23 protein-coding genes are annotated in these 20,971 nt (G+C 31.2%); 19 read left to right on the forward strand and 4 right to left on the reverse strand.

All coding sequences use genetic code 11. The annotated features are described in order from the left end of the window. Window positions 1–6 precede the first annotated feature (6 nt). A complete protein-coding gene (gene cdtB / locus FBF02_RS00395; RefSeq protein WP_168940583.1) occupies window positions 7–795 on the reverse strand; it encodes a cytolethal distending toxin nuclease subunit Cj-CdtB in 789 nt (262 codons plus the stop codon). A gap of 6 nt (window positions 796–801) precedes the next feature. Next, window positions 802–1,608 carry a cytolethal distending toxin subunit Cj-CdtA gene (gene cdtA / locus FBF02_RS00400; protein ID WP_002852021.1) on the reverse strand — a complete coding sequence of 269 codons (807 nt, stop codon included), beginning with the start codon at window positions 1,606–1,608 and terminating at the stop codon, window positions 802–804. Window positions 1,609–1,720: 112 nt separating this feature from the next. On the opposite strand from cdtA, the gene FBF02_RS00405 reads away from it, so the two are divergent. From FBF02_RS00405 to cydB, 3 genes are read left to right on the forward strand one after another with little or no spacing between them, the layout of a single operon-like run. Beyond that, a complete protein-coding gene (locus tag FBF02_RS00405) occupies window positions 1,721–1,954 on the forward strand; it encodes a DUF4492 domain-containing protein (protein ID WP_002851632.1) in 234 nt (77 codons plus the stop codon). Continuing rightward, window positions 1,955–3,517 carry a cytochrome ubiquinol oxidase subunit I gene (locus FBF02_RS00410; protein ID WP_002858826.1) on the forward strand — a complete coding sequence of 521 codons (1,563 nt, stop codon included), beginning with the start codon at window positions 1,955–1,957 and terminating at the stop codon, window positions 3,515–3,517. Next, on the forward strand, window positions 3,517–4,641 hold the full coding sequence (gene cydB, locus FBF02_RS00415) for a cytochrome d ubiquinol oxidase subunit II (RefSeq protein WP_002851984.1): 1,125 nt from the start codon (window positions 3,517–3,519) through the stop codon (window positions 4,639–4,641). The genes FBF02_RS00410 and cydB overlap by 1 nt, the downstream gene beginning before the upstream one ends. Before the next feature lie 193 nt (window positions 4,642–4,834). On the opposite strand, the gene FBF02_RS00420 is transcribed toward cydB, so the two are convergent. Both FBF02_RS00420 and ung read right to left on the reverse strand, forming a co-directional pair. Beyond that, window positions 4,835–5,530, reverse strand: coding sequence for an aspartate/glutamate racemase family protein (locus tag FBF02_RS00420; RefSeq protein ID WP_002851706.1), 696 nt, complete (start codon window positions 5,528–5,530; stop codon window positions 4,835–4,837). 115 nt (window positions 5,531–5,645) lie between these two features. Then, window positions 5,646–6,341: a uracil-DNA glycosylase gene (gene ung / locus FBF02_RS00425; protein ID WP_002851931.1), complete on the reverse strand. Its 696-nt coding sequence runs from the start codon at window positions 6,339–6,341 to the stop codon at window positions 5,646–5,648. Between the two features lie 270 nt (window positions 6,342–6,611). Here ung and aspA point away from each other — a divergent pair, with 270 nt between their 5' ends. From aspA to FBF02_RS00505, 16 genes are all read left to right on the forward strand, one after another. Then, complete coding sequence (gene aspA, locus FBF02_RS00430) at window positions 6,612–8,018, forward strand: aspartate ammonia-lyase (protein WP_002851742.1); 1,407 nt, start codon at window positions 6,612–6,614, stop codon at window positions 8,016–8,018. A gap of 15 nt (window positions 8,019–8,033) precedes the next feature. After that, window positions 8,034–9,371 (forward strand): anaerobic C4-dicarboxylate transporter, encoded by a 1,338-nt coding sequence (locus FBF02_RS00435; RefSeq protein ID WP_002852014.1) that lies wholly within the window; start codon window positions 8,034–8,036, stop codon window positions 9,369–9,371. Between the two features lie 107 nt (window positions 9,372–9,478). Then, a complete protein-coding gene (locus FBF02_RS00440; protein ID WP_002851858.1) occupies window positions 9,479–10,840 on the forward strand; it encodes a COG3014 family protein in 1,362 nt (453 codons plus the stop codon). A gap of 9 nt (window positions 10,841–10,849) precedes the next feature. Further along, window positions 10,850–11,218 carry a YcfL family protein gene (locus FBF02_RS00445; RefSeq protein ID WP_002851817.1) on the forward strand — a complete coding sequence of 123 codons (369 nt, stop codon included), beginning with the start codon at window positions 10,850–10,852 and terminating at the stop codon, window positions 11,216–11,218. Between the two features lie 23 nt (window positions 11,219–11,241). Next, window positions 11,242–11,865: a penicillin-binding protein activator LpoB gene (lpoB, locus tag FBF02_RS00450; protein ID WP_002851945.1), complete on the forward strand. Its 624-nt coding sequence runs from the start codon at window positions 11,242–11,244 to the stop codon at window positions 11,863–11,865. A gap of 82 nt (window positions 11,866–11,947) precedes the next feature. Further along, entirely contained in the window at window positions 11,948–13,285 is a 1,338-nt protein-coding gene (locus tag FBF02_RS00455; RefSeq protein WP_002858797.1) for a DUF6844 domain-containing protein, read from the forward strand. Between the two features lie 9 nt (window positions 13,286–13,294). Then, the gene (locus FBF02_RS00460) at window positions 13,295–14,497 is read left to right on the forward strand and encodes a CsgG/HfaB family protein (protein ID WP_002852012.1); all 1,203 of its coding nucleotides are present in this window, start codon (window positions 13,295–13,297) and stop codon (window positions 14,495–14,497) included. A 158-nt stretch (window positions 14,498–14,655) separates the two neighbouring features. Further along, on the forward strand, window positions 14,656–14,964 hold the full coding sequence (rplU, locus tag FBF02_RS00465) for a 50S ribosomal protein L21 (protein ID WP_002778820.1): 309 nt from the start codon (window positions 14,656–14,658) through the stop codon (window positions 14,962–14,964). Between the two features lie 10 nt (window positions 14,965–14,974). Next, a complete protein-coding gene (rpmA, locus tag FBF02_RS00470; RefSeq protein WP_002800974.1) occupies window positions 14,975–15,229 on the forward strand; it encodes a 50S ribosomal protein L27 in 255 nt (84 codons plus the stop codon). Between the two features lie 106 nt (window positions 15,230–15,335). Further along, window positions 15,336–16,388 carry a GTPase ObgE gene (obgE, locus tag FBF02_RS00475; protein WP_002851611.1) on the forward strand — a complete coding sequence of 351 codons (1,053 nt, stop codon included), beginning with the start codon at window positions 15,336–15,338 and terminating at the stop codon, window positions 16,386–16,388. 104 nt (window positions 16,389–16,492) lie between these two features. Then, complete coding sequence (gene proB, locus FBF02_RS00480; protein ID WP_002851769.1) at window positions 16,493–17,248, forward strand: glutamate 5-kinase; 756 nt, start codon at window positions 16,493–16,495, stop codon at window positions 17,246–17,248. 73 nt (window positions 17,249–17,321) lie between these two features. Next, on the forward strand, window positions 17,322–18,239 hold the full coding sequence (gene fmt / locus FBF02_RS00485) for a methionyl-tRNA formyltransferase (protein ID WP_002851657.1): 918 nt from the start codon (window positions 17,322–17,324) through the stop codon (window positions 18,237–18,239). After that, complete coding sequence (locus FBF02_RS00490; protein WP_002858812.1) at window positions 18,202–18,855, forward strand: biotin--[acetyl-CoA-carboxylase] ligase; 654 nt, start codon at window positions 18,202–18,204, stop codon at window positions 18,853–18,855. The genes fmt and FBF02_RS00490 overlap by 38 nt, the downstream gene beginning before the upstream one ends. Beyond that, a complete protein-coding gene (locus FBF02_RS00495; protein ID WP_002851697.1) occupies window positions 18,852–19,637 on the forward strand; it encodes an AAA family ATPase in 786 nt (261 codons plus the stop codon). The genes FBF02_RS00490 and FBF02_RS00495 overlap by 4 nt, the downstream gene beginning before the upstream one ends. A 5-nt stretch (window positions 19,638–19,642) precedes the next feature. After that, window positions 19,643–20,479, forward strand: a complete 837-nt coding sequence (locus tag FBF02_RS00500; protein WP_002851919.1) for a ParB/RepB/Spo0J family partition protein — start codon at window positions 19,643–19,645, stop codon at window positions 20,477–20,479. 60 nt (window positions 20,480–20,539) lie between these two features. Continuing rightward, window positions 20,540–20,965: a FoF1 ATP synthase subunit B' gene (locus FBF02_RS00505; RefSeq protein WP_002851812.1), complete on the forward strand. Its 426-nt coding sequence runs from the start codon at window positions 20,540–20,542 to the stop codon at window positions 20,963–20,965. Window positions 20,966–20,971 lie beyond the last annotated feature (6 nt).

Below are 20,971 nucleotides of genomic sequence, written 5' to 3' on the forward strand. Positions count from 1 at the left end.
AATGTCCTAAAATTTTCTAAAATTTACTGGAAAATGATCTGAAACTATATGAGATCTTAAACTTGCAAGCATTAAAATCGCAGCTAAAAGCGGTGGAGTATAGGTTTGTTGTCTATTTGAATTTCCTGTAATTGCATAATCAAGAGTCCCTCCGCTTGCTTGAGTTGCGCTAGTTGGAAAAACCACTCTAATTCTATTTGCTAATTCTCTATCCACTGTACTTGTTATAGTAGAAGGATCACGGTTAAAATCCCCTGCTATCATCCAGTTAACTTGAGGCATATTTGCAAAATGTGCATCTACAGCTGTGATAATTGCTCCTACATCTGTTCCTCCATTAGCTAAAGCATGGATATTGAAAAAAGCATCATTTCCATTGCGAATTCCTATAATGGGTCTTGAAACTGTAGTAGGTGGAGGTAAAACAATCACTTCTTCAGCTTGCATTCTTGAAACTATAGCTAAATTTACACGATTAGCTCCTACATCAACGCGAGAATAATAAATAAAAACCCTATCAGGCCTTGAAAGAGTTCCTAAATTCCACTCATATTCATCAATAGGTGTTCCACCTTGTTGCACATGGCGTCCTGTTGGAGTGGCTGTTCTTGGTAAAGTTCCTGCTTCTTGTATCATTAAGATATCTAAGGGGTTTGCTCCACTTACAAGTTGTCTTACACTAACACTCCATTTGCTTTCTGTGGCTGCGGATGAGCCTTGCAAATTCCAAGTGCCAACATTAAAATTTTCTAAATTTGCAAAAGCAAGGTTAAAAGATAAAAATAAACATATAATTTTTTTTCATCGTACCTCTCCTTGGCGATATAAAGGTTTTGCGGTAAAAGGCGGAGTAGTTAAAAACCATTGTTGATCAAAATTATCTTTTTTTGCACACTCTACGGTAAAAATTTTAAAAACCTTGTGAAAATCACCATAAAGATTTGTAATAGGTGCTTGTATGCATTTTCCATTTCCTAAATTTTTAATTTGAACCGCTGTATTGCTCATAGGGATAAGTTTCCACATTTGTGCGTGATTGCTTGCATCACAAGGATAATGGACAATTCCATTACCATAAGCATTAAGACAAGTATTGGTTTTGGCATTTTTAATCATTGCAAAATCATTAGGATAAAGCAAAAGTTGCCAAACTCTAGCATCGCCAAATCCTTTGCTATCGATTAAAGTATAGCCCCAAATCCAATTTCCTTGTGCTAAAGCCCAAACCGTTAAAGCTGCTCCGCTAGGGCCTAAAATGGTTAAAAAATCAGAAACCGCAGGGCGATTTTCAAAAATTAAAACATCATTAAAAGCTTCGTCTTTAAAGCGAGGATTGATCCCATTTGCTGCATTATTGTTGGCACTATTGCTTGTTCTAGTTAAAGGTGGGGTAATAGGAGTAATAGGTACTAAATCAGCACCGCTAATTAAACTTGGAATTTCTTGATTGGTAGGAAAAGTAGGTTCAAGTCCTAGTTTTAAAGGATCAGTATCTTCAAATTCTCCAAATGAACGCCCCAAAGGATTTACATTTTCAAATTTAGAAGAACATGCATAAAGAAAAAAAGTCATAAAACAACATAAAATAAAAACTATAATTTTTTGCATTAAAAACCTTGATATGTATTTAAATTTTTAAGAAAATAATAACATAAATTTCATTATAATTTTCCGCTTTTTAAAAATGTTTTATTTTGTTGTTTTTAAAGGTAGAATTTATATGTATCTTAAACACTTATATTTTAGCATCTCTCAAATTTTTAATTTTTACAAAGAAGGTTTTAAAAATTTAACTCTTGGAAAGACCCTTTGGAAAATTATTTTTATCAAACTTTTTGTTATGTTTGTGATTTTAAAACTTTTTGTTTTTGATGTAAATTTTAATTCTATTTTTAAAAGCGACAAAGAAAAAAGCACTTTTGTACTCAAAAATCTTACACTCGAAGGAAAATAAATGAACGAACTTAGTAGCGTTGATTGGTCAAGAGCGCAGTTTGCTTTAACTGCACTTTATCATTTTTTGTTTGTGCCTTTAACCTTAGGCTTGTCTTTTATGATCGCTATCATGGAAACCATCTATGTAAAAACTAAAAATGAAAGATGGAAAAAAATCACCAAATTTTGGCTTTCATTATTTGCTATAAATTTTGCTATCGGTGTAGCTACAGGCATTATAATGGAATTTGAATTTGGAACAAACTGGGCAAATTATAGCTGGTTTGTGGGTGATATTTTTGGTGCACCTTTGGCGGTTGAAGGTATTATGGCATTTTTTTTAGAGGCTACTTTTTTTGCAGTTATGTTTTTTGGCTGGGATAAAGTAAGCAAGGGTTTTCACTTACTTTCAACTTGGTGTGTGGCTATAGGAAGTAATCTTTCTGCTTTTTGGATTTTAGTGGCAAATGGTTGGATGCAATATCCTGTAGGAATGAGCTTTAACCCTGACACAGCAAGAAATGAAATGCAAAGCTTTTTTGAAGTAGCACTTTCTCCTGTAGCTATTTCAAAATTTTTACATACCATAGGCAGTGGTTATGTAATTTCAGCTTTATTTGTAATGGGAATTTCAGCTTGGTTTATGTTAAAAGGACGCCATATTATCGAGGCTAAAAAAAGCTTAGTTGTAGGAGCTAGTTTTGGTTTGGTTTGTTCAATCTTTTTGTTTTTCAGCGGAGATGAAAGCGCTTACCGTGTAACTCAAACTCAACCTATGAAACTTGCAGCTATGGAAGGGGTTTATCAAGGTGAACATCGTGCAGGACTTGTACCTTTTGGAATTTTAAATCCTAAAAAAACCATAGATAATAACGAAAGTGTGTTTTTATTTGACATTACTATACCTTACGCTCTTTCTATATTAGGAAACCGTGATCCAAATTCTTTTGTTCCAGGAATTGAAGATTTGATCTATGGAAATGAAAGCAAAGGTATAGAACCTATGCAAAATCGTATCGATAGAGGAAAAATCGCTATACAAACTCTAAAAGACTATAAACTTGCTAAAGAAAACAATGATACAATAGCTATGGCAAATCACAAATCCATTTTAGAAACTCATTTTAAAGATTTTGGTTATGGATATTTAGAAAAACCAAGCGATACTATTCCACCTGTGGCTTTAACTTTTTATAGCTTTCATATCATGGTTGCTTTAGGAAGTTTTTTCTTTTTACTTTTCATCGTTACGCTTTATCTTACCATGGCAAATGATATTGAGAAATTTAGAAAAGTACTTTGGGTGTGTTTGTTATCCATTCCATTGGGTTATATTGCCGCTGAAGCAGGTTGGATTGTTGCTGAAGTAGGCAGACAACCTTGGGCAATTCAAGACTTGCTTCCTGTACATATCGCAGCAACACAACTTGGAAAAGTCAATGTTCAAATTTCATTTTGGATTTTTGCAGTACTTTTTACAGCATTATTGATTGCAGAAGTTAAAATCATGCTTACTCAGATTAAAAAAGGTTTTGACGCACATGCAGGACATACTCCACTTATGGGCAAAGGAGAAAAATAATGTTTTTTGGTTTAGAACTTGAAGGTTTGCAAATTTATTGGTGGTTGATTTTAAGTTTACTTGGTGGACTTTTAGTTTTTATGTTTTTTGTTCAAGGTGGACAGACTTTAATCGATGAGCTTAGCAAGGATGAGCTTGAAAAAACTATGCTAGTTAATTCTTTAGGGCGTAAATGGGAGCTTGGTTTTACAACTCTCGTACTTTTTGGCGGAGCAGCTTTTGCAGCTTTTCCACTTTTTTATAGTACAAGTTTTGGCGGAGCTTATTGGGCTTGGCTTTGTATTTTATTTTGTTTTATTTTACAGGCTGTGGCTTATGAATATCGCAAAAAAGAAAATAATGTTTATGGCTCTAAAACCTATGAAATTTTTCTTAAAATTAATGGTTATTTAGGTGTGTTTTTAATCGGAGTTGCAGTAAGTAGTTTTTTTAGCGGTTCTGAATTTATCTTAAATGAGCATAATTTTGTTTCTTGGCAAAATCCTTTGCACGGCTTAGAACTTTTACTTAATCCTTTTAATTATCTCTTAGGCTTAGCTTTAGTATTTTTAGCAAGGCTTTTAGGCGCAGCGTATTTTATGAACAATATCAATGATGAGAATATCAAAATAAGAGCTATGAAAAAACTCATGATCAATAGTATTTTATTTTTACCTTTTTTCTTAGGTTTTTTAGCGTGGATTTTCTTAAAAGATGGTTTTAGTGTAGATACAAATGGAGTTGTAAGCATGAGTGCGAATTTATATTTATATAATTTCTTAAATCAAATGATTTTTGCTGTTTTGCTTGTTATTGGTGTGATTTTAGTGCTTTTAGGTATGGTTCAAGGAACAAAAGGTTGCTCTAAAGCTATTTTTACCCTAGGACTTGGAACGGTTTTAACAGTTTTTGCTTTATTATCAAGCATTGGTTTAGGTCAAAGTGCTTTTTACCCATCTTTAAGTGATTTACAAAGTTCTTTAACTTTAAAAAATGCAAGTTCAAGCTATTATACTCTAAGCGTCATGGCTTATGTATCTTTACTTGTACCTTTTGTTTTAGCTTATATTATCTATGTTTGGAATGCAATGGATAAAGTAAAAATCACACGCGAAGAAATCGCAAACGATGATCACGCATATTAAGGAGAAAAAATGTTACATGCTTTGTTTTTATTGGCTTGGCCTTTAGTAATTTATCTGAGCTATAAATTTATAATGCTAAATATCAATCAATTAGAAAAAGATAGCAAACTATAAAGCAAGATAAGATTTAAACCGATATAAGTATAAATCTTTTCAAAATATTGCAATTTGCCCATTTTTGGGTATCTTTTAATCATAAATCTTTTAAAGCTTCATTAGCAGCATCAAGGGCGTGAATAAGGCTTGTGTCAAAAATTTTGATATTTGTATCATTTTTGGATATTAATAAACCAATTTCAGTGCAAGCTAAAAGCACTCCTTTTGCCCCTTTTTCTTGTAGTTTTTTTATAATATTTAAATATTTTTCTTTAGAATCTTGCTTGATTTCACCTTTGCAAAGCTCATTAAAAATAATATCATTAACGATTTTTATATCTTCATCACTAGGAGTAATAACGCTAATATTTTCTTCAATCAGCATTTTTTTATAAAAATCCTGCGTCATTGTGTATTTAGTACCCAATAAACCAATTTTTTGTATGTTTTCTTGTTTTAAAGCCTTAGCAGAACTTTTTGCAATATGTAAAATAGGGATATTTATATTTTGTTGAATTTCATCAAAAACCTTATGCATAGTATTAGTTGCAATTATTATAAAATTAGCCCCTGCAAGTTCTAATTTTTTAGCACATTGAGTCAAAATTTGTGCAGCTTCTTGCCATTTATCTTGGCTTTGTAAATTTTCTATTTCTTCAAAATTAACACTGTAAAGTAAAATTTTTGCAGAATTTAAAGATTTTAATTTATCATTTATAGCTTGATTTATTGTTTTATAATAAGTAATAGTGCTTTCAAAACTCATTCCGCCTATAATACCAATGGTTTTCATTTTTCTCCTTAAGAATTAATTTTTGAGTCGTTTTATTACAATATATTTCATAGAAATATGATTTATTTTTAAATAAATATATTTTAATATTTTTATTAAAGTTTAAAATAATTTTTTAAACTATTTTCCAATCTATAGGAATTTTACCAACTTTTTTTAAAAATTCATTAGCCTTTGAAAAATGCTTACAACCTAAAAATCCTGTTCTAGCTAAAGGGCTTGGGTGAGCTGCTTTTAAAATCAAATGCTTAGTATTATCAATCAAAATCTCCTTGTTTTTTGCGTAATTTCCCCAAAGCATAAAAACAAGCCCTGATTTTTCATTACTTAATTTATGTATTATAGCATCACTAAATTCTTGCCAACCCCACGAACTATGGCTAGCTGCTTTATTTGCTTCAACGCTAAGAATAGAATTTAAGAGCAAAACTCCTTGTTTTGCCCAAGAGCTTAAATCTCCGCTTTTTGCTGGAGTGATGTTTAAATCATTTTGCAATTCTTTAAAAATATTATTAAGACTTGGTGGGATTTTTACATTTTTTGGAACCGAAAAACTAAGCCCCATTGCTTGATTTGGTTGATGATAAGGATCTTGTCCTAGGATAATAATTTTAATTTCTTTTAAAGGACATAAATTAAAAGCATTAAAGATTAAATTCGCAGGTGGATAAATAATTATATTTTGATTAATCGCATTTAGGTATTGTTTTTTGATTTCTAGAAAATATTTTTTTTGAAATTCGTCTCTTAAAAATTCTTTCCAGTCATCATTTATTTTAATCTTATCTATGTTTATTGTAATTTCTTCCATATTATCCCTAATTATTTAAATTATTAAAAATTTTATTCTAACAAAAAAGCTTGCAAAAATATATTAATTTTTTTTGAAGTAAATAAAATTTTTTATATTAATAAAAATTAAATATAAAGACATAATAGGATATAAAAATACTTAATTTATCGTATTTGAAAGCAGTTTACTTATTAATCAACTATTAACTAAAAATGCGATATCATTATTTTATGATTTAAATCAAAAATTTTTGATTTAAAATTAAAATACTTTTATGAAAGGTTCAAAATGGGAACAAGAAAAGAACATGATTTTATTGGGGAATTGGAAATCTCTGATGAGGTTTATTATGGAGTGCAAACTTTTAGAGCTGTTGAAAATTTTGATATTTCTCATGATAGATTAAAAGATTTTCCTCGCTTTGTTAGGGCTTTGGCTAGAGTAAAAAAAGCTGCAGCTATGGCAAATCATGAATTAGGTCTTTTGGATAAAAATATCCAAGATGCGATTATTAAAGCGTGTGATAAAATTTTAGAAGGTGGGTATTATGATCAATTTGTAGTAGATATGATCCAAGGAGGTGCTGGAACAAGTACAAATATGAATGCTAATGAAGTTATAGCAAACATAGGACTTGAACTTATGGGTCATAAAAAAGGTGAATACCAATATCTTCATCCAAATGATCATGTTAATTTAAGCCAAAGTACTAATGATGCTTATCCTACAGCTTTACACCTTGCCTTGCATGATTATTTAAGTGATTTGGCAAAAGCTATGGAACATCTAAAAAAAGCTTATGAGAGAAAAGCTGAAGAATTTAAAGATGTTCTTAAAATGGGTAGAACCCAACTGCAAGATGCTGTACCTATGACTTTAGGTCGTGAATTTAAAACTTTTGCCGTAATGATAGGTGAAGATATACAAAGAGTATTAGAAGCTAGAAAATTGATTTTAGAGATCAATTTGGGTGGAACTGCTATTGGAACAGGAATTAATTCTCATCCTGATTATCCGAAGGTTGTAGAAAGAAAAATAAGAGAAGTGACAGGTTTTGAATATACTGTGGCTGAGGATTTAATCGAGGCGACTCAAGATACGGGAGCTTATGTACAAATTTCAGGTGTTTTAAAACGTGTTGCAACAAAACTTTCTAAAGTATGTAATGACTTAAGACTTTTAAGTAGTGGTCCAAAATGTGGTCTTAATGAGATTAATCTTCCAAAAATGCAACCAGGTAGTTCTATCATGCCAGGTAAGGTAAATCCTGTTATTCCTGAAGTAGTTAATCAAGTTTGTTATTTTGTTATTGGAGCAGACGTAACTGTAACTTTTGCTTGTGAGGGTGGACAATTACAACTTAATGTTTTTGAACCAGTTGTAGCATATAGCTTATTTAATTCTGTTGTAATGCTAGAAAAAGCAATGTATACTTTAGCTGATAAATGTATAGATGGTATTACCGCAAATGAAAAAATTTGTTCAGACTTTGTCTATAATTCAGTAGGTATAGTAACAGCTTTAAATCCTTATATTGGTTATGAAAATTCAGCTTCTATAGCCAAAGAGGCAATGAACACTGGAAAAAGAGTGGCTGATATTGCGCTTGAAAGAGGGCTTTTAAGCAAAGAACAAATTGATGAAATTTTAACTCCATCAAATATGCTAAATCCTCACATGGAAGCTAAAAAATAGCACTTAGGATTTAATATGGATATAATGATAATTTTGCAAGTAATCGTCCTTCTTGGGGCGATTTTTATCGGTATTCGCCTAGGTGGTATTGCTATAGGTTATGCTGGAGGATTAGGTGTAGTTATATTAGGGCTTGTTTTAGGTATGAAACCTGGTAATATTCCTTGGGATGTTATTTTAATTATTGCCGCAGCTATTGCAGCAATTTCTGCTATGCAACAAGCAGGTGGACTTGATTACATGGTAAGGGTGACAGAAAAAATTTTAAGATCAAGTCCTAAATTTATAAATTATTTAGCTCCAGCTTGTGGGTGGTTGCTTACAATTTTAGCAGGAACAGGAAATGCGGTATTTTCTTTAATGCCTGTTGTAGTTGATGTTGCAAAATCTCAAAACATAAAACCTAGTGTTCCACTTTCATTAATGGTTGTTTCTTCGCAAATTGGAATCACTGCTTCTCCTGTAAGTGCAGCTGTGGTTTATATGAGCGGAGTTTTAGAGCCACTTGGATGGAATTATCCAACTTTAATTGGAATTTGGATTAGCACAACTTTTGTAGCTTGTATGCTTGCAGCTTTTATAGTGAGTTTAATCACTCCTATGGATTTGAGTAAGGATAGTGTTTATCAAGAACGATTAAAAGCAGGACTTGTAAAGGATGCAGGAGCTGTTTTGCATGGCGAAGATAAACCAGGTGCTAAACTTTCAGTGGTAATTTTCTTGATCACTGTTTTGGCAGTTGTACTTTATGCAACCGCAATTTCAAGTAATATTAAATGGATTGATCCTGTTGTGGTTTCAAGAGATGCAGCTATTATGAGCTTTTTACTTACTGCAGCAACTTTGATCACTTGGCTTTGTAAAGTTGAACCAGGTAAAATTCTTGACACTAGTGTATTTAAAAGCGGTATGACTGCTTGTGTTTGTGTTTTTGGTGTAGCATGGCTTGGAAATACTTTTGTTGCAGGACACGAAGCTTCTATCAAAGAAGTAGCAGGCGACTGGGTTAAACAAACCCCTGCTATGTTAGCAGTTGCATTTTTCTTTGCAAGTATGCTTTTATATTCTCAAGCAGCAACCGCAAAGGCCATTGTACCTGTAATTATCACTGCTTTAGGAATTTCAGCAGCAAATCCGCATGATTCTTATATGCTTGTAGCTTGTTTTGCAGCAGTTTCAGCACTTTTTGTACTTCCAACTTATCCGACTTTGTTAGGTGCAGTGCAAATGGATGATACAGGAACGACTAGAATTGGTAAATTTATATTTAATCACTCATTCTTTATACCAGGGGTTTTAGCTATTGCAATTGCTGTAGCATTAGGCTTTGTATTAGCTCCTATGCTTATTTAAATCAAACCCTAGGTTTTTCTCTCCTAGGGTTAAAATTTTTTCATTAGTTTTTAAGTATATACTACGCTATAATATTCATTTTTAATTTTCTTTAAGAAAGGAATTTAATGAAGATAAAAGTTGGGTTGATTTTTTCAGGTATTGCTTGCCTTTTTTTAACAGCTTGTGTTAATCAGGTTAAACAAAATACAACATTTGAAAATACTTTAACACAAAAATATTGTGGTGATGATTTTTTCAATCAAAATTTAGAAAAAATTAAAAAAAATGATGATGTCATTTATACAGGATTAAATGCAGGTTTGATTGCTAGAAATTGTGGTGATTTTAATAAAAGTAATGTATTTTTTGATGCTGTAGAAGAATCTTATAAATATGATGTGGATTTAGAAAATGTAAGCCCTAAAGCAGCTAAATTTATTGGTACAACCTTGCTTAATGATAATATAGTAGATTATGATGGTTCTTTATATGAAAGAATTATGGTTAATATATATAAAGCTCTAAACTATATGGAAGAAGATGATTATGAAAATGCAAGAGTTGAGTTTAATCGTGTTTTAATGCGTCAAGATAAGGCAAAAGAATATTTTGCTAAAGAAATTGAAAAAAATCGTGCTGATTTAGATAAGGCAAAAGAAGATAAAAATTATGATAAAAATATGAATGAAAATTCAAAAGTTATAGAAGCGCAATATGACAATTTATTTAAAGAATTTGATACAACAAAAAATTTCATAAATCCTTATGCGACTTATCTTGCTTCAATATTTTTCTTTATGGATAAAGATTATAGAAAAGCTGCAGATTTATTTAGAGAAGTAGCTATTATTTATCCAAAAAACAAAACTATCAAAAAAGAGGCTAAAATTTTTAAAGAATATGCCACAAAAATAAAAGTCAAAAAAGCTAAAAAATATGTTTTTGTAGTTTATGAAAATGGATTTGGTGTAGTTAAGGATGAATTTGCTTTAACCTTACCTTTTATAGTGGATAAAAAAATTATTAGCACAAATATTGCTTTGCAAACCTTGAAAAAAAGGGAAGCTTCTTTTGCAAATTTAAATATAAATGGTCAAAATACAAATGATTTTGTAGATTTAGACAATATTGTCGCTACTGAATTTAAAATAAATATGCCTGCAATGATTGCTAAAGCCTTAGCTCAAACTATAATTAAAACCACTTTAAATGTAGCTGTTGCAAATAATGACTCTACAGGTGGATGGCTAAGTCTTGCAACAGCAGTAGCAACTGCTGCAACCAATAAAGCTGATGTGCGTTCTTGGAGAGGTTTACCAAAAAGTATTGCCATAGCAACAATAGAAAACGACGGAAATTTAGAAATCAAAGATCCACAAGGCAATATTTTGTTTCAAAAATCATTGGATAAAAATAAAAATGCTCTTGTGATAGTGCGTTCTTTTGCTCCGTATTTACCCGCAAGTGTTGCTATCATGGAAAAATAAGGCTAAAAGATGAAAAAAAATATTTTATTTATTTTAATGTTTTTACTTAGTGCTTGTGCACCAAGTTATCAAATAAATTCAAATCAAAATACTGTAATTTTAGGTTCAAATTTACCAAAAAGTTTAGTAAAACAATTTCAAAAGCGTATAAATAGCAATGGTTATTTAGAATTTGAAGTGATTTTGCGCAGTACTTTTGCTAAAGATGTAATTTATAAAGTAGATTGGTTAGATAAAGATGGTTTTGTGCTAAGAGATGTTTTAAATGAGGACTATCAAGCCCTTAGAATTCCAGCAGGACAAGAGGTAATTCTTCGTAAACTTGCATCTGATACAAGAGCGAATGATTTTAGATTAGAAATTAAAGCAAAAAATTAATCTCATTTTAGGAAGGATAAATCATGAAAAAAACAAAAATTTTAGGAACAGCTCTTATTGGAGCTTTGCTTTTTAGTGGTTGTGCGCAAACAGCTTATACAGATGGAAAGGCAAGTCAGGTAAAAAAAGGCGATGCTTTAACCTTGGGTCTTGATAGACAAGATTTTGAAAGTGCAGCTGAAACTATGATAAATAGTATGTTAAGCGATCCTGCTTTTGCAAATATTAAACCAGGTACAAGAAAGGTTATTGCTATTGGTAGGGTTGTGAATGATACCCCGCAAAGAATCGATACTGAAAAACTCACCGCAAAAATCACTTCTGCATTAAGAAAATCAGGTAAATTTGTTCTAACTTCAGCAGTTGCTGCAGGCGGAGCACTTGATAGCATGAGTGAAGATGTAAGAGAATTAAGAGATAATGATGAGTTTAATCAAAAAACCATAGCAAAAAAAGGGACATTGGTATCGCCTGATTTTTCTCTTGCGGGTAAAATTAGACAAGATAATGTAAAACTTAGCAATGGTAAAACTCAAGTAGAATACTTTTTCTTACTAAGACTTACTGATTTAACATCAGGTTTAGTTTATTGGGAAGATGAACAAACTATTGATAAAACCGGTTCTAGTAAATCAGTTACTTGGTAAAATAAAAATTAATTTATGAATAAAATTTTTTAGCTCAAGTGTTTAGCTTGGGCTTTTTTTATGATTTTTAAAAGGATACGAAATGAAAAAAATATTATTTATCGGCTCTTTAGTTATGGCAAGTTTACTTTATGCACAAGGTTCCCAGCCTGTAGAAATTACACAACAAGATATAAATACTCAAAATGAAATGTCTGACGCAAGTACTAAGGATATTACCCCAAAATCAATTGAAGATTTTTTTGAAGAATTTGCGGATAATTTCGGTATAGAATATGGTATAACCAAAGATGGAAAAACTTTTTATACAGGAAAAAGTACTGTTGCTGTAAATGATACTGATCCACAATTTGCACAAGCTTTACAAAATGCTTACCAAAAAGCAATGTTAAATTTGCAAAGCGAATTTATAAGAGATGCTTTTGGAAGAATTGCTACAAGCAAGATTCAAAATTATGAAGCAGATAATTCTACGAATGCTAAGGAATTTGATGAATTGCCAAAAGGTGATAAGGTTGATCAAATTTTAAATAAACTTACACAATTAGCTGGTGCTCAGCTTGATAAGGCATTAAAAGATTTAGGTATAGATACAAATTCTTTAAGCGAAGACAGAAAAAAGACTTTATTAAAGCAAGAATTTCTTAATAAAACTATGACAAATGCCATAGGTTCTATGAGTGGACTTGTTCCTGTGCAAACTATAGTTACACAAAGAAGAGGTGAGTATGATGTAGGTGTTGTTGCTGTTATTTCCAATAAAACTCGCCAATTAGCAAAAGATATGGCACTAGCAAGACAGAGTGCTATTAAGGGTAAAGGCAAGGCAATAAGTGAGTATCTGCCAAAAGATACAAAAGGCTTTTTAAATGAATATGGAATTCGCTTAGTTTATGATGAAAATGGTGCACCTATTATTTTAAGTTATGGAAACTGGGGTTATGTAGCAGATCCTAGCAATGCTAAAAAAACAAATATTTTAGAAGATAGAGCCAAAGAAACAGCACTTACTATGGCTGATGCTGCTATTATAGAGTTTATTAATACAAATTTAAGTCTTAAAGATGAAAGAACAACTGGTGATACTTACGAGGAAATCATCAAACAAAGTATTAATGTTAATGATAGTTCCACTCAAGAACAAACTCAAAACATAACAAATATTATTGACAAAGTAAATAGTAAAATAAAAGCAAGCGCAAGCGGTAAAATTCGTGGTATTCGTACTCTTAAAAAATGGAGCTATACAAGTGAAAATGGTATTGAACATGTAGGAGCTGTGAGATTTTATTCTTATGAAAATTTAGCTAACACAAATGAGGCTTTAAATTCAAAGTCAAATGCAACAAAAAATGAAGCTAAAAAATCTTCTAGCATACAAAGAAGTTCTAATGTTGTAAATAGCATGGATGATTTTTAAAGGTAAAAGATGAAAATAATTAAAATTCTTTTTTTAGGCTTATTTTTAAGCCTAAGTCTTAATGCTAAAGTTATAACCACAACTTCAACAAAATCAAGCACAGGTGAAGGCACAGGCTTGACTAGGGAAGATGCGATAAACAATGCCATTATAGAAGCTATAGGAAAAATGAGTGGAGTAAGCATCAATTCTCTTAAGAAATCTAACACTAGCGTTTCAACTGATAATTCAGGTTCAAATATACAAGATAATTACAGCGAGCAAATTTCAAAAGCCACCAAAGGTAGAGCTGATACTTATGAAATCAATAGTGTTGAACAAGATGCAAATGGTAAATATACAGCCAATGTAACGATTTTTAAAACCACAACAACAAAAAAGTATCAAGCTCCAGGTTTAAGTGCAGATAATAGAAGAAGTATTACTGTTTTTGATTCTACTCCAGATGCTGCAAAAAGAGGTATAGGCTCAGCTTTGCAACAAAAAATCATTTCTGATTTATTGCAAAGTCGTAAATTTAATGTTTTAGACCGTGATTCTAGTGGCTATTATGAAATGGAAAAAGCTTTAATCAAAAGTGGCGACGCAGCTAGCGATGAAGTTTATAAACTTAAAAATATGTTAGCAACAGATTATATTTTATTGTTTTCTATTTCAGGACTTGAAGGTAAACAAAAAACAAGCAATTTAACAGGAAAAAGCAAAACTGAAATTGAAGTTATCGTAGATTATCGTGTGCTTTTATTTGCTACAAGACAAATTAAATTTTCTAATACTTTAAGCATGAAAGTCAATCTTAAAGACAATAGTCTTAGTGCCAATGAAACCGCACTCAAACAAATTGCAAATCGTATAGCAGGAGATATTTTAAACGCAATTTATCCTTTGAAAGTTGCAAGTGTTGAAAACAATGAAGTAATATTTTCTCAAAGCTTAAATCAAGGTGATGTTTATGAATGTTTTGCTCTTGGGAAGGTTATAAAAGATACTTATACAAAAGAAAATACAGGAAGAGTAGAAAGCAAAACAGGAAGTATTGAAATCACTCGCACAAGCCCTAAATTTTCTTATGCAAAAATCACAGAAGGTAGTGTAAAAGTGGGCGATATTTGCAGACCTTTAAGTAATACTGGTAGTGGAAATGGCTACACTATAGGTCGTGATGCAAATTATCAAACCCAAGAAGGCGGCGGAGTAAATCTAGGCTTTTAAATTTTTAGAGTTTGATTTTTCTCAAACTCTAAACTCTTTCTTAAATTCATCAAAAATTAAAGAAAAATTTTGTAAAATCGAAATTTTATTAAACCACTAAAGCTTTTAAATCCGTTATTACGGTGCTTTATGGTACTACCAATTTATAAGGAAAAGCAATGTATGCTATTATCAAACACAGCGGAAAGCAATACAAAGTAAGTGTTGGCGATGAGCTAAAACTAGATCACTTTGAAGCTGAAAGCAAAGCAAGTATTGAAGTAAGCGAAGTTCTTGCTATCAATGATAAAGAATTAAAGGTAGGTGCGCCTTTCGTAGCAGGTGCAAAAGTTGTTTTGGAAGTGATCAATCACGGAAAAGATAAAAAAGTTGTGATTTACAAAAAAAGACGCAGAAAAGATTCTAAACTCAAACGCGGTTTTAGAAGACAATTTACTCGCGTTGTAGTAAAAGATATCAAAGCTTAAGGAGTAAAGAATGGCACACAAGAAAGGTCAAGGTTCAACTCAAAATAACCGCGATTCCATAGGTCGTCGTTTAGGTGTTAAAAAATTTGGTGGCGAGTTTGTTAGAGCTGGAAATATCATCATCCGCCAAAGAGGAACTGCAACTCATGCAGGTAACAATGTAGGCATGGGAAAAGATCATACTATCTTTGCTCTAATTGATGGTTTTGTAAAATTCGAAAGAAAAGACAAAGATAGAAAAAAAGTTTCTGTATATCCTGCATAAGTTTTTAGGACGCTTTTTAGCGTCTTGAAAACTTTAAATTTATAAATTTAACTTCTTTTATTTACTCAAATTTAGCTTTATAAATTTAAAGTCAAAGGCAATTTAAATGTTTATTGATAGTGTTAAAATTACTTTAGCTTCAGGCGATGGTGGCAAAGGTGCTGTAAGTTTTCGCCGTGAAAAACATGTTCCACTTGGTGGCCCTGATGGAGGAGATGGTGGAAATGGTGGTGATATTATTTTCGTATGTGATAATAATACCCACACTCTTGTAAATTTCAAAGGCAAAAGAGAATTACGCGCGCAAAATGGTGCTGGTGGAATGGGACGCAATAAAAATGGCAAAAAGGGTGAAAATTTAGAACTTATAGTGCCCGAAGGAACGCAAGTTATCGATGCACAAACCAATGAAATTTTACTTGATCTTACCAAAGAAGGACAAAGAGAGCTTTTTTTAAAAGGTGGAAAAGGTGGACTTGGCAACACCCATTTTAAACACGCCACCAATCAACGCCCCGATTACGCACAACCTGGTATAAAAGGAGAAAGTCGCTTAGTCAGACTTGAACTTAAACTTATTGCCGATGTAGGGCTTGTGGGCTTTCCAAATGTGGGAAAATCTACTCTTATAAGCGTTGTTTCAAATGCAAAACCTGAAATTGCAAATTATGAATTTACCACCCTTACTCCAAAACTTGGACTTGTAGATGTAAATGAGTATAATTCCTTTGTTATGGCTGATATTCCAGGGATTATCGAAGGAGCAAGTGGGGGTAAAGGCTTAGGACTTGCCTTTTTAAAGCACATAGAAAGAACGAGCTTTTTACTTTTCGTGCTAGATCCTATGAGGCAAATGCCTTTAAAAGAACAATTTATAGTACTAAGAAAAGAACTTGAAAAATTTTCCAATGAACTTTTTGGGCGTAAATTTGGCATCATGATTTCAAAAAGTGATAGTGTTCGTTTAGGAGAGGAATTTGCTGAGCAAATTGCTTTAAACATTAATGAGTTAGACAATTATCTCAAAGAAATAAATAATCCACAAAGCTTTTTAATCAAAGTCTCAAGCCTTGAAAAAACAGGACTTAAAGAACTTAAATTCATGCTTTTAGAAGAAATTAAAACTTTAAGAAATAACAAAAAAAATTTAACAATCTAGGAAGTGTTTTATATTAAAAATTTCAAACACTCCCTATTTTTTCAAAAATAACTAGTTTATATGAAATTTTGGCTAAAATTATAAAAATTTTTCAAGGAATAAGCATGAAAAGAATAGTTGTTAAAGTGGGTTCTCATGTGATTAGCGAAGAAAACACTTTAAGTTTTGAGCGTCTTAAAAATTTAGTCGCATTTTTAGCTAAACTCATGGAAAAATATGAAGTAATTTTAGTAACCTCGGCGGCTATTTCGGCAGGACACACCAAACTAGATATCGATAGAAAAAACCTTATTAATAAACAAGTTTTAGCTGCTATTGGACAACCTTTTTTAATCAGTGTTTATAACGAGCTTTTAGCCAAATTTAACAAACTAGGCGGACAAATTTTACTTACAGGCAAGGATTTTGACTCTAGAAAAGCTACTAAACACGCAAAAAATGCTATCGATATGATGATAAATTTAGGAATTTTGCCTATTATCAATGAAAATGACGCTACAGCTATAGAAGAAATTGTCTTTGGTGATAATGATAGTTTAAGTGCTTATGCTACGCATTTTTTTGATGCGGATTTGCTTGTGATTTTAAGCGATATTGATGGATTTTACGATAAAAATCCTAGTGAATTTAGTGATGCAAAGCGTTTAGAAAAAATCACTCATATTAAAGAAGAATGGCTACAAGCAACCATAAAAACAGGTAGTGAGCACGGAACAGGTGGTATAGTAACCAAACTTAAGGCAGCTAAATTTTTACTTGAACACAATAAAAAAATGTTTTTAGCAAGTGGCTTTGATTTAAGTGTGGCAAAGACATTTTTATTAGAAGATAAACAAATAGGTGGAACTTTGTTTGAGTGATTAATTTATTAAATTCTCTTTTAAAATCAAATAAGCTATAATTAAAACTTTTAATTTCACACAAAGCGAAAAAATGAAAAAAATTATTTTTATGGGCACTCCATCTTACGCAACTTGTATTTTAAAAGCACTAGTAGAAAATGAAAATTTTAAACTCGTAGCACTTTTTACTCAGCCTGATAAAGCCGTAGGTAGAAAGCAAATTTTAACTCCAAGTGATACTAAGGCTTTTTTAAGTCAAAATTATCCTAGTATTCCTATTTTTACTCCAAGTTCTTTAAAAGATAAAAATATTATAAGAGAGATTAAGGATTTAAATCCTGATTTTATCGTGGTTGCTGCCTATGGAAAAATTTTACCTAAAGCCATTTTGGATTTAGCGCCTTGTGTGAATTTGCACGCTTCTTTACTTCCAAAATACCGTGGTGCCAGTCCGATCCAAAGTGCGATTTTAAACAAAGATGAAAAAAGTGGAGTTTGCACCATGCTCATGGAAGAAGGGCTTGACACAGGTGCTATACTTGAAAGCTTAGAATGTGATATAAAAGATAAAAATTCAAGTGAAGTTTTTGAACTTTTAGCAAATTTGGCCGCTAAGATCATCCTCTCTACTCTTTTAAATTTCGATAAAATCACCCCTAAAAAACAAGAGGAAAGTCTAGCAACACTTTGTAGAAAAATCAAAAAAGAAGATGGGCTTATAAATTTGCAAAATGCAAGAGAACTTTATCAAAAATATCTAGCTTTCACCCCTTGGCCTGGAGTTTTCTTGGAAAATGGACTTAAATTCTTAGAACTTGAACTTGTGGATGAATTAAAACAAAATGCTAAGATGGGTGAAATTTTAGAATTAGAAAAAGAAAGTTTTTTGCTTGCTTGCAAACAAGGAGTTTTGCGTATTAAAAAACTTCAAGAAAGTGGAAAAAAAGCTCTTGATGGTAGGACTTATTTAAATGGAAAAAGGCTTAAAAGTGAAGATAGTTTGTGTTGAAAGTATAGACTCAACTCATCTTTTTTTATGCAAGCAAATACGCAATGGAAAGATTGATGAAAATTTTGCTATTTATGCTTTAGAACAAATAAATGGAGTTGGAAGTAGGGAAAATTCTTGGCAGAGCTCTAAAGGAAATTTACATCTTTCTTTCTGTATTAAAGAAGAAGACTTGCCAAAAGATTTACCTTTAGCTTCTGTGAGTATTTATTTTGCTTATTTACTTAAAGAAGTTTTACAAGAAAAAGGTTCTAAAATTTGGCTTAAATGGCCTAACGATCTATATTTAGATGATAAAAAAGCTGGAGGGGTTATAAGTGCTAAAATTTCAAATTTTATCATAGGCGGTATGGGTTTAAATCTGAAATTTGCACCCCAAAATACAGCTTTATGCGATATAGAAATTTCGCTTAAAGATTTAGTGAGTGAGTTTTTGCAAAAAGTAGAAAAAAAAATTTTATGGAAGAATATTTTTAGCAAGTATATGTTAGAATTCGAAAAATCAAGAAAATTTAGCGTCCATCATGAAGGTAAAGTTTTTTCACTTGAAAATTCTTTTTTGTATGAAGATGGTTCAATTTTACTAGGCGATAAAAGGGTGTATAGTTTAAGATGAGCGAAATTATTACAATAGCAAATCAAAAAGGTGGAGTAGGAAAGACTACAACAGCAGTAAATTTAGCCGCTTCTTTGGCTGTGGCTGAAAAAAAAGTACTTTTGATTGATGTTGATCCGCAAGCTAATGCGACTACAGGACTTGGTTTTAATCGTAATAATTATGAGTATAATATTTACCATGTTTTTATAGGAAGAAAAAAGCTTTCAGATATTATTTTAAAAACAGAATTGCCACAACTTCATTTAGCTCCTTCAAATATAGGTCTTGTAGGTATAGAACAAGAGCTTGCTAAAGGTGAAAATAATGAGAAAAAAATGCTGCTTAAAAATCAAATTCAAGAAGTGATTGATGAGTATGATTTTATTATTATTGATTCTCCGCCTGCTCTTGGAAGTATTACTATAAATGCTTTTGCAGCAAGTGATAGTGTAATTATCCCTATACAGTGTGAATTTTATGCGCTCGAGGGTGTAGCTATGGTTTTAAATACAATTAAAATTATCAAAAAAACTATTAATTCTAAACTCAGGGTTCGTGGATTTTTACCGACAATGTATAGCTCTCAAAATAATCTTTCTAAAGATGTTGTAGATGATTTGAAACAAAATTTTAAAAAACAACTTTTTACTATTAATGGAAACGAAGATGACTTTATTGTGATCCCTCGCAATGTAAAACTTGCAGAAAGTCCAAGTTTTGGAAAGCCTATAATTCTTTATGATATTAAATCACCAGGTTCTGTTGCTTATCAAAATTTGGCGTATTCTATATTAGGATAATTATAATGGGGTTAAATAAAGATAGGGGTTTAAGTAGTTTAATCAGTGATATGGATACTGTTTATAGTAAAGAATTGGGTTTTGATAAAAATCAAAGCACTATGATAGAAATTGATCAAATTTCACCCAATCCATTTCAGCCAAGAAAGAATTTTGATCAAGAAGCTTTAGATGAACTTGCTAATTCTATCAAAGAATTTGGACTTATTCAGCCTATTATTGTATTTAAAAAAAATAATAAATTTATTTTAATTGCTGGGGAACGTCGCTTAAGAGCAGTGAAAGCATTAGGAAAAAAAGAAATTCTAGCTTTTATTGCTGATATTGATGAGAATAAGCTTAGAGAATTGGCTCTTATTGAAAATATACAAAGAGAGAATTTAAACCCTATTGAGCTTGCTAATTCTTATAAGGATTTAATGCAAGTTCATAAAATTACTCAAGAGAATTTAGCAGAACTTATTCATAAGTCTCGTACTCAAATAACAAATACTTTAAGACTTCTGAATTTAGATATTAGAACTCAAGAGTTGATTGCTTCTGGAAAAATTTCTCAGGGTCATGCTAAAGTTTTGGTTGGTTTAGATCAAAAAGATGAAAAAATGTTGGTTGATAGCATAATAGGTCAAAAACTTAATGTTAGAGATACTGAAAAAATAGTTAAAAAAATAAAAAATAATGAAAGCTTACCTAATCAAGAATTTGAAGATGAAATAAAAAAATTAAAACAAATACTAAATCGCTTTGGATTTGACTGCAAAAATAAAAATAATGATTTTGTAATTCATTTAGAAAATATTGATAAAATTAAAAAATTAATCAAAATGCTTGAAAAGCTTTAACCAAAATCTTAGCTTTTTTATGGTAAAATAGTCCTTCAAAAATTCTAACCAAGGAGAATTATGTTTGAAGATATGCATCCTTCCATAATGCTTGCTACTATGGCTATTTTTTTAGCTATGATAGTTATTTTAAATAGTATGCTGTATAAGCCGCTTTTAAAATTTATGGATGAAAGAAATGATTCTATAAAAAATGATGAGAATAAAGTAAAAGAAAATTCTCAAGAAGTTTTAGGTGTGAATGATGAATTAGAAGCTATTCATATTAACACTAGAGAAGAAATTCAAAAAATTAAACAAAGTGCTATAGCTGCTGCTAAAGAAGAGGCAGAGCAAATTCTTAGAAGCAAGAAAGAAGAATTAGAAAGAAAAATGGCCAGTTTTTATGCAGATTTAGCCGTTCAAAAAAAAGAGTTGCAAGAACATTTAAACATACATTTATCTGAGCTTAAGCAAGCTTTGCAAAATAACATAAAGAAAATTTAAGAGGAG

Origin of the sequence: Campylobacter sp. CFSAN093226, assembly GCF_012897595.1 — a bacterium.
Lineage (GTDB): Bacteria > Campylobacterota > Campylobacteria > Campylobacterales > Campylobacteraceae > Campylobacter_D > Campylobacter_D jejuni.

Bases quoted from the DNA above. Each gene is read 5' to 3' on its own strand.
- FBF02_RS00405 (WP_002851632.1), top strand. From the start codon at position 1,721: ATGTATCTTAAACACTTATATTTTAGCATCTCTCAAATTTTTAATTTT.
- proB (WP_002851769.1), top strand. From the start codon at position 16,493: ATGAAAAGAATAGTTGTTAAAGTGGGTTCTCATGTGATTAGCGAAGAA.
- FBF02_RS00505 (WP_002851812.1), top strand. From the start codon at position 20,540: ATGTTTGAAGATATGCATCCTTCCATAATGCTTGCTACTATGGCTATT.
- rplU (WP_002778820.1), top strand. From the start codon at position 14,656: ATGTATGCTATTATCAAACACAGCGGAAAGCAATACAAAGTAAGTGTT.
- FBF02_RS00440 (WP_002851858.1), top strand. From the start codon at position 9,479: ATGAAGATAAAAGTTGGGTTGATTTTTTCAGGTATTGCTTGCCTTTTT.
- FBF02_RS00445 (WP_002851817.1), top strand. From the start codon at position 10,850: ATGAAAAAAAATATTTTATTTATTTTAATGTTTTTACTTAGTGCTTGT.
- lpoB (WP_002851945.1), top strand. From the start codon at position 11,242: ATGAAAAAAACAAAAATTTTAGGAACAGCTCTTATTGGAGCTTTGCTT.
- fmt (WP_002851657.1), top strand. From the start codon at position 17,322: ATGAAAAAAATTATTTTTATGGGCACTCCATCTTACGCAACTTGTATT.
- aspA (WP_002851742.1), top strand. From the start codon at position 6,612: ATGGGAACAAGAAAAGAACATGATTTTATTGGGGAATTGGAAATCTCT.
- FBF02_RS00495 (WP_002851697.1), top strand. From the start codon at position 18,852: ATGAGCGAAATTATTACAATAGCAAATCAAAAAGGTGGAGTAGGAAAG.
- cdtA (WP_002852021.1), bottom strand. From the start codon at position 1,608: ATGCAAAAAATTATAGTTTTTATTTTATGTTGTTTTATGACTTTTTTT.
- FBF02_RS00460 (WP_002852012.1), top strand. From the start codon at position 13,295: ATGAAAATAATTAAAATTCTTTTTTTAGGCTTATTTTTAAGCCTAAGT.
- rpmA (WP_002800974.1), top strand. From the start codon at position 14,975: ATGGCACACAAGAAAGGTCAAGGTTCAACTCAAAATAACCGCGATTCC.
- FBF02_RS00500 (WP_002851919.1), top strand. From the start codon at position 19,643: ATGGGGTTAAATAAAGATAGGGGTTTAAGTAGTTTAATCAGTGATATG.
- ung (WP_002851931.1), bottom strand. From the start codon at position 6,341: ATGGAAGAAATTACAATAAACATAGATAAGATTAAAATAAATGATGAC.
- FBF02_RS00455 (WP_002858797.1), top strand. From the start codon at position 11,948: ATGAAAAAAATATTATTTATCGGCTCTTTAGTTATGGCAAGTTTACTT.
- FBF02_RS00490 (WP_002858812.1), top strand. From the start codon at position 18,202: ATGGAAAAAGGCTTAAAAGTGAAGATAGTTTGTGTTGAAAGTATAGAC.
- cydB (WP_002851984.1), top strand. From the start codon at position 3,517: ATGTTTTTTGGTTTAGAACTTGAAGGTTTGCAAATTTATTGGTGGTTG.
- FBF02_RS00435 (WP_002852014.1), top strand. From the start codon at position 8,034: ATGGATATAATGATAATTTTGCAAGTAATCGTCCTTCTTGGGGCGATT.
- obgE (WP_002851611.1), top strand. From the start codon at position 15,336: ATGTTTATTGATAGTGTTAAAATTACTTTAGCTTCAGGCGATGGTGGC.
- FBF02_RS00420 (WP_002851706.1), bottom strand. From the start codon at position 5,530: ATGAAAACCATTGGTATTATAGGCGGAATGAGTTTTGAAAGCACTATT.
- FBF02_RS00410 (WP_002858826.1), top strand. From the start codon at position 1,955: ATGAACGAACTTAGTAGCGTTGATTGGTCAAGAGCGCAGTTTGCTTTA.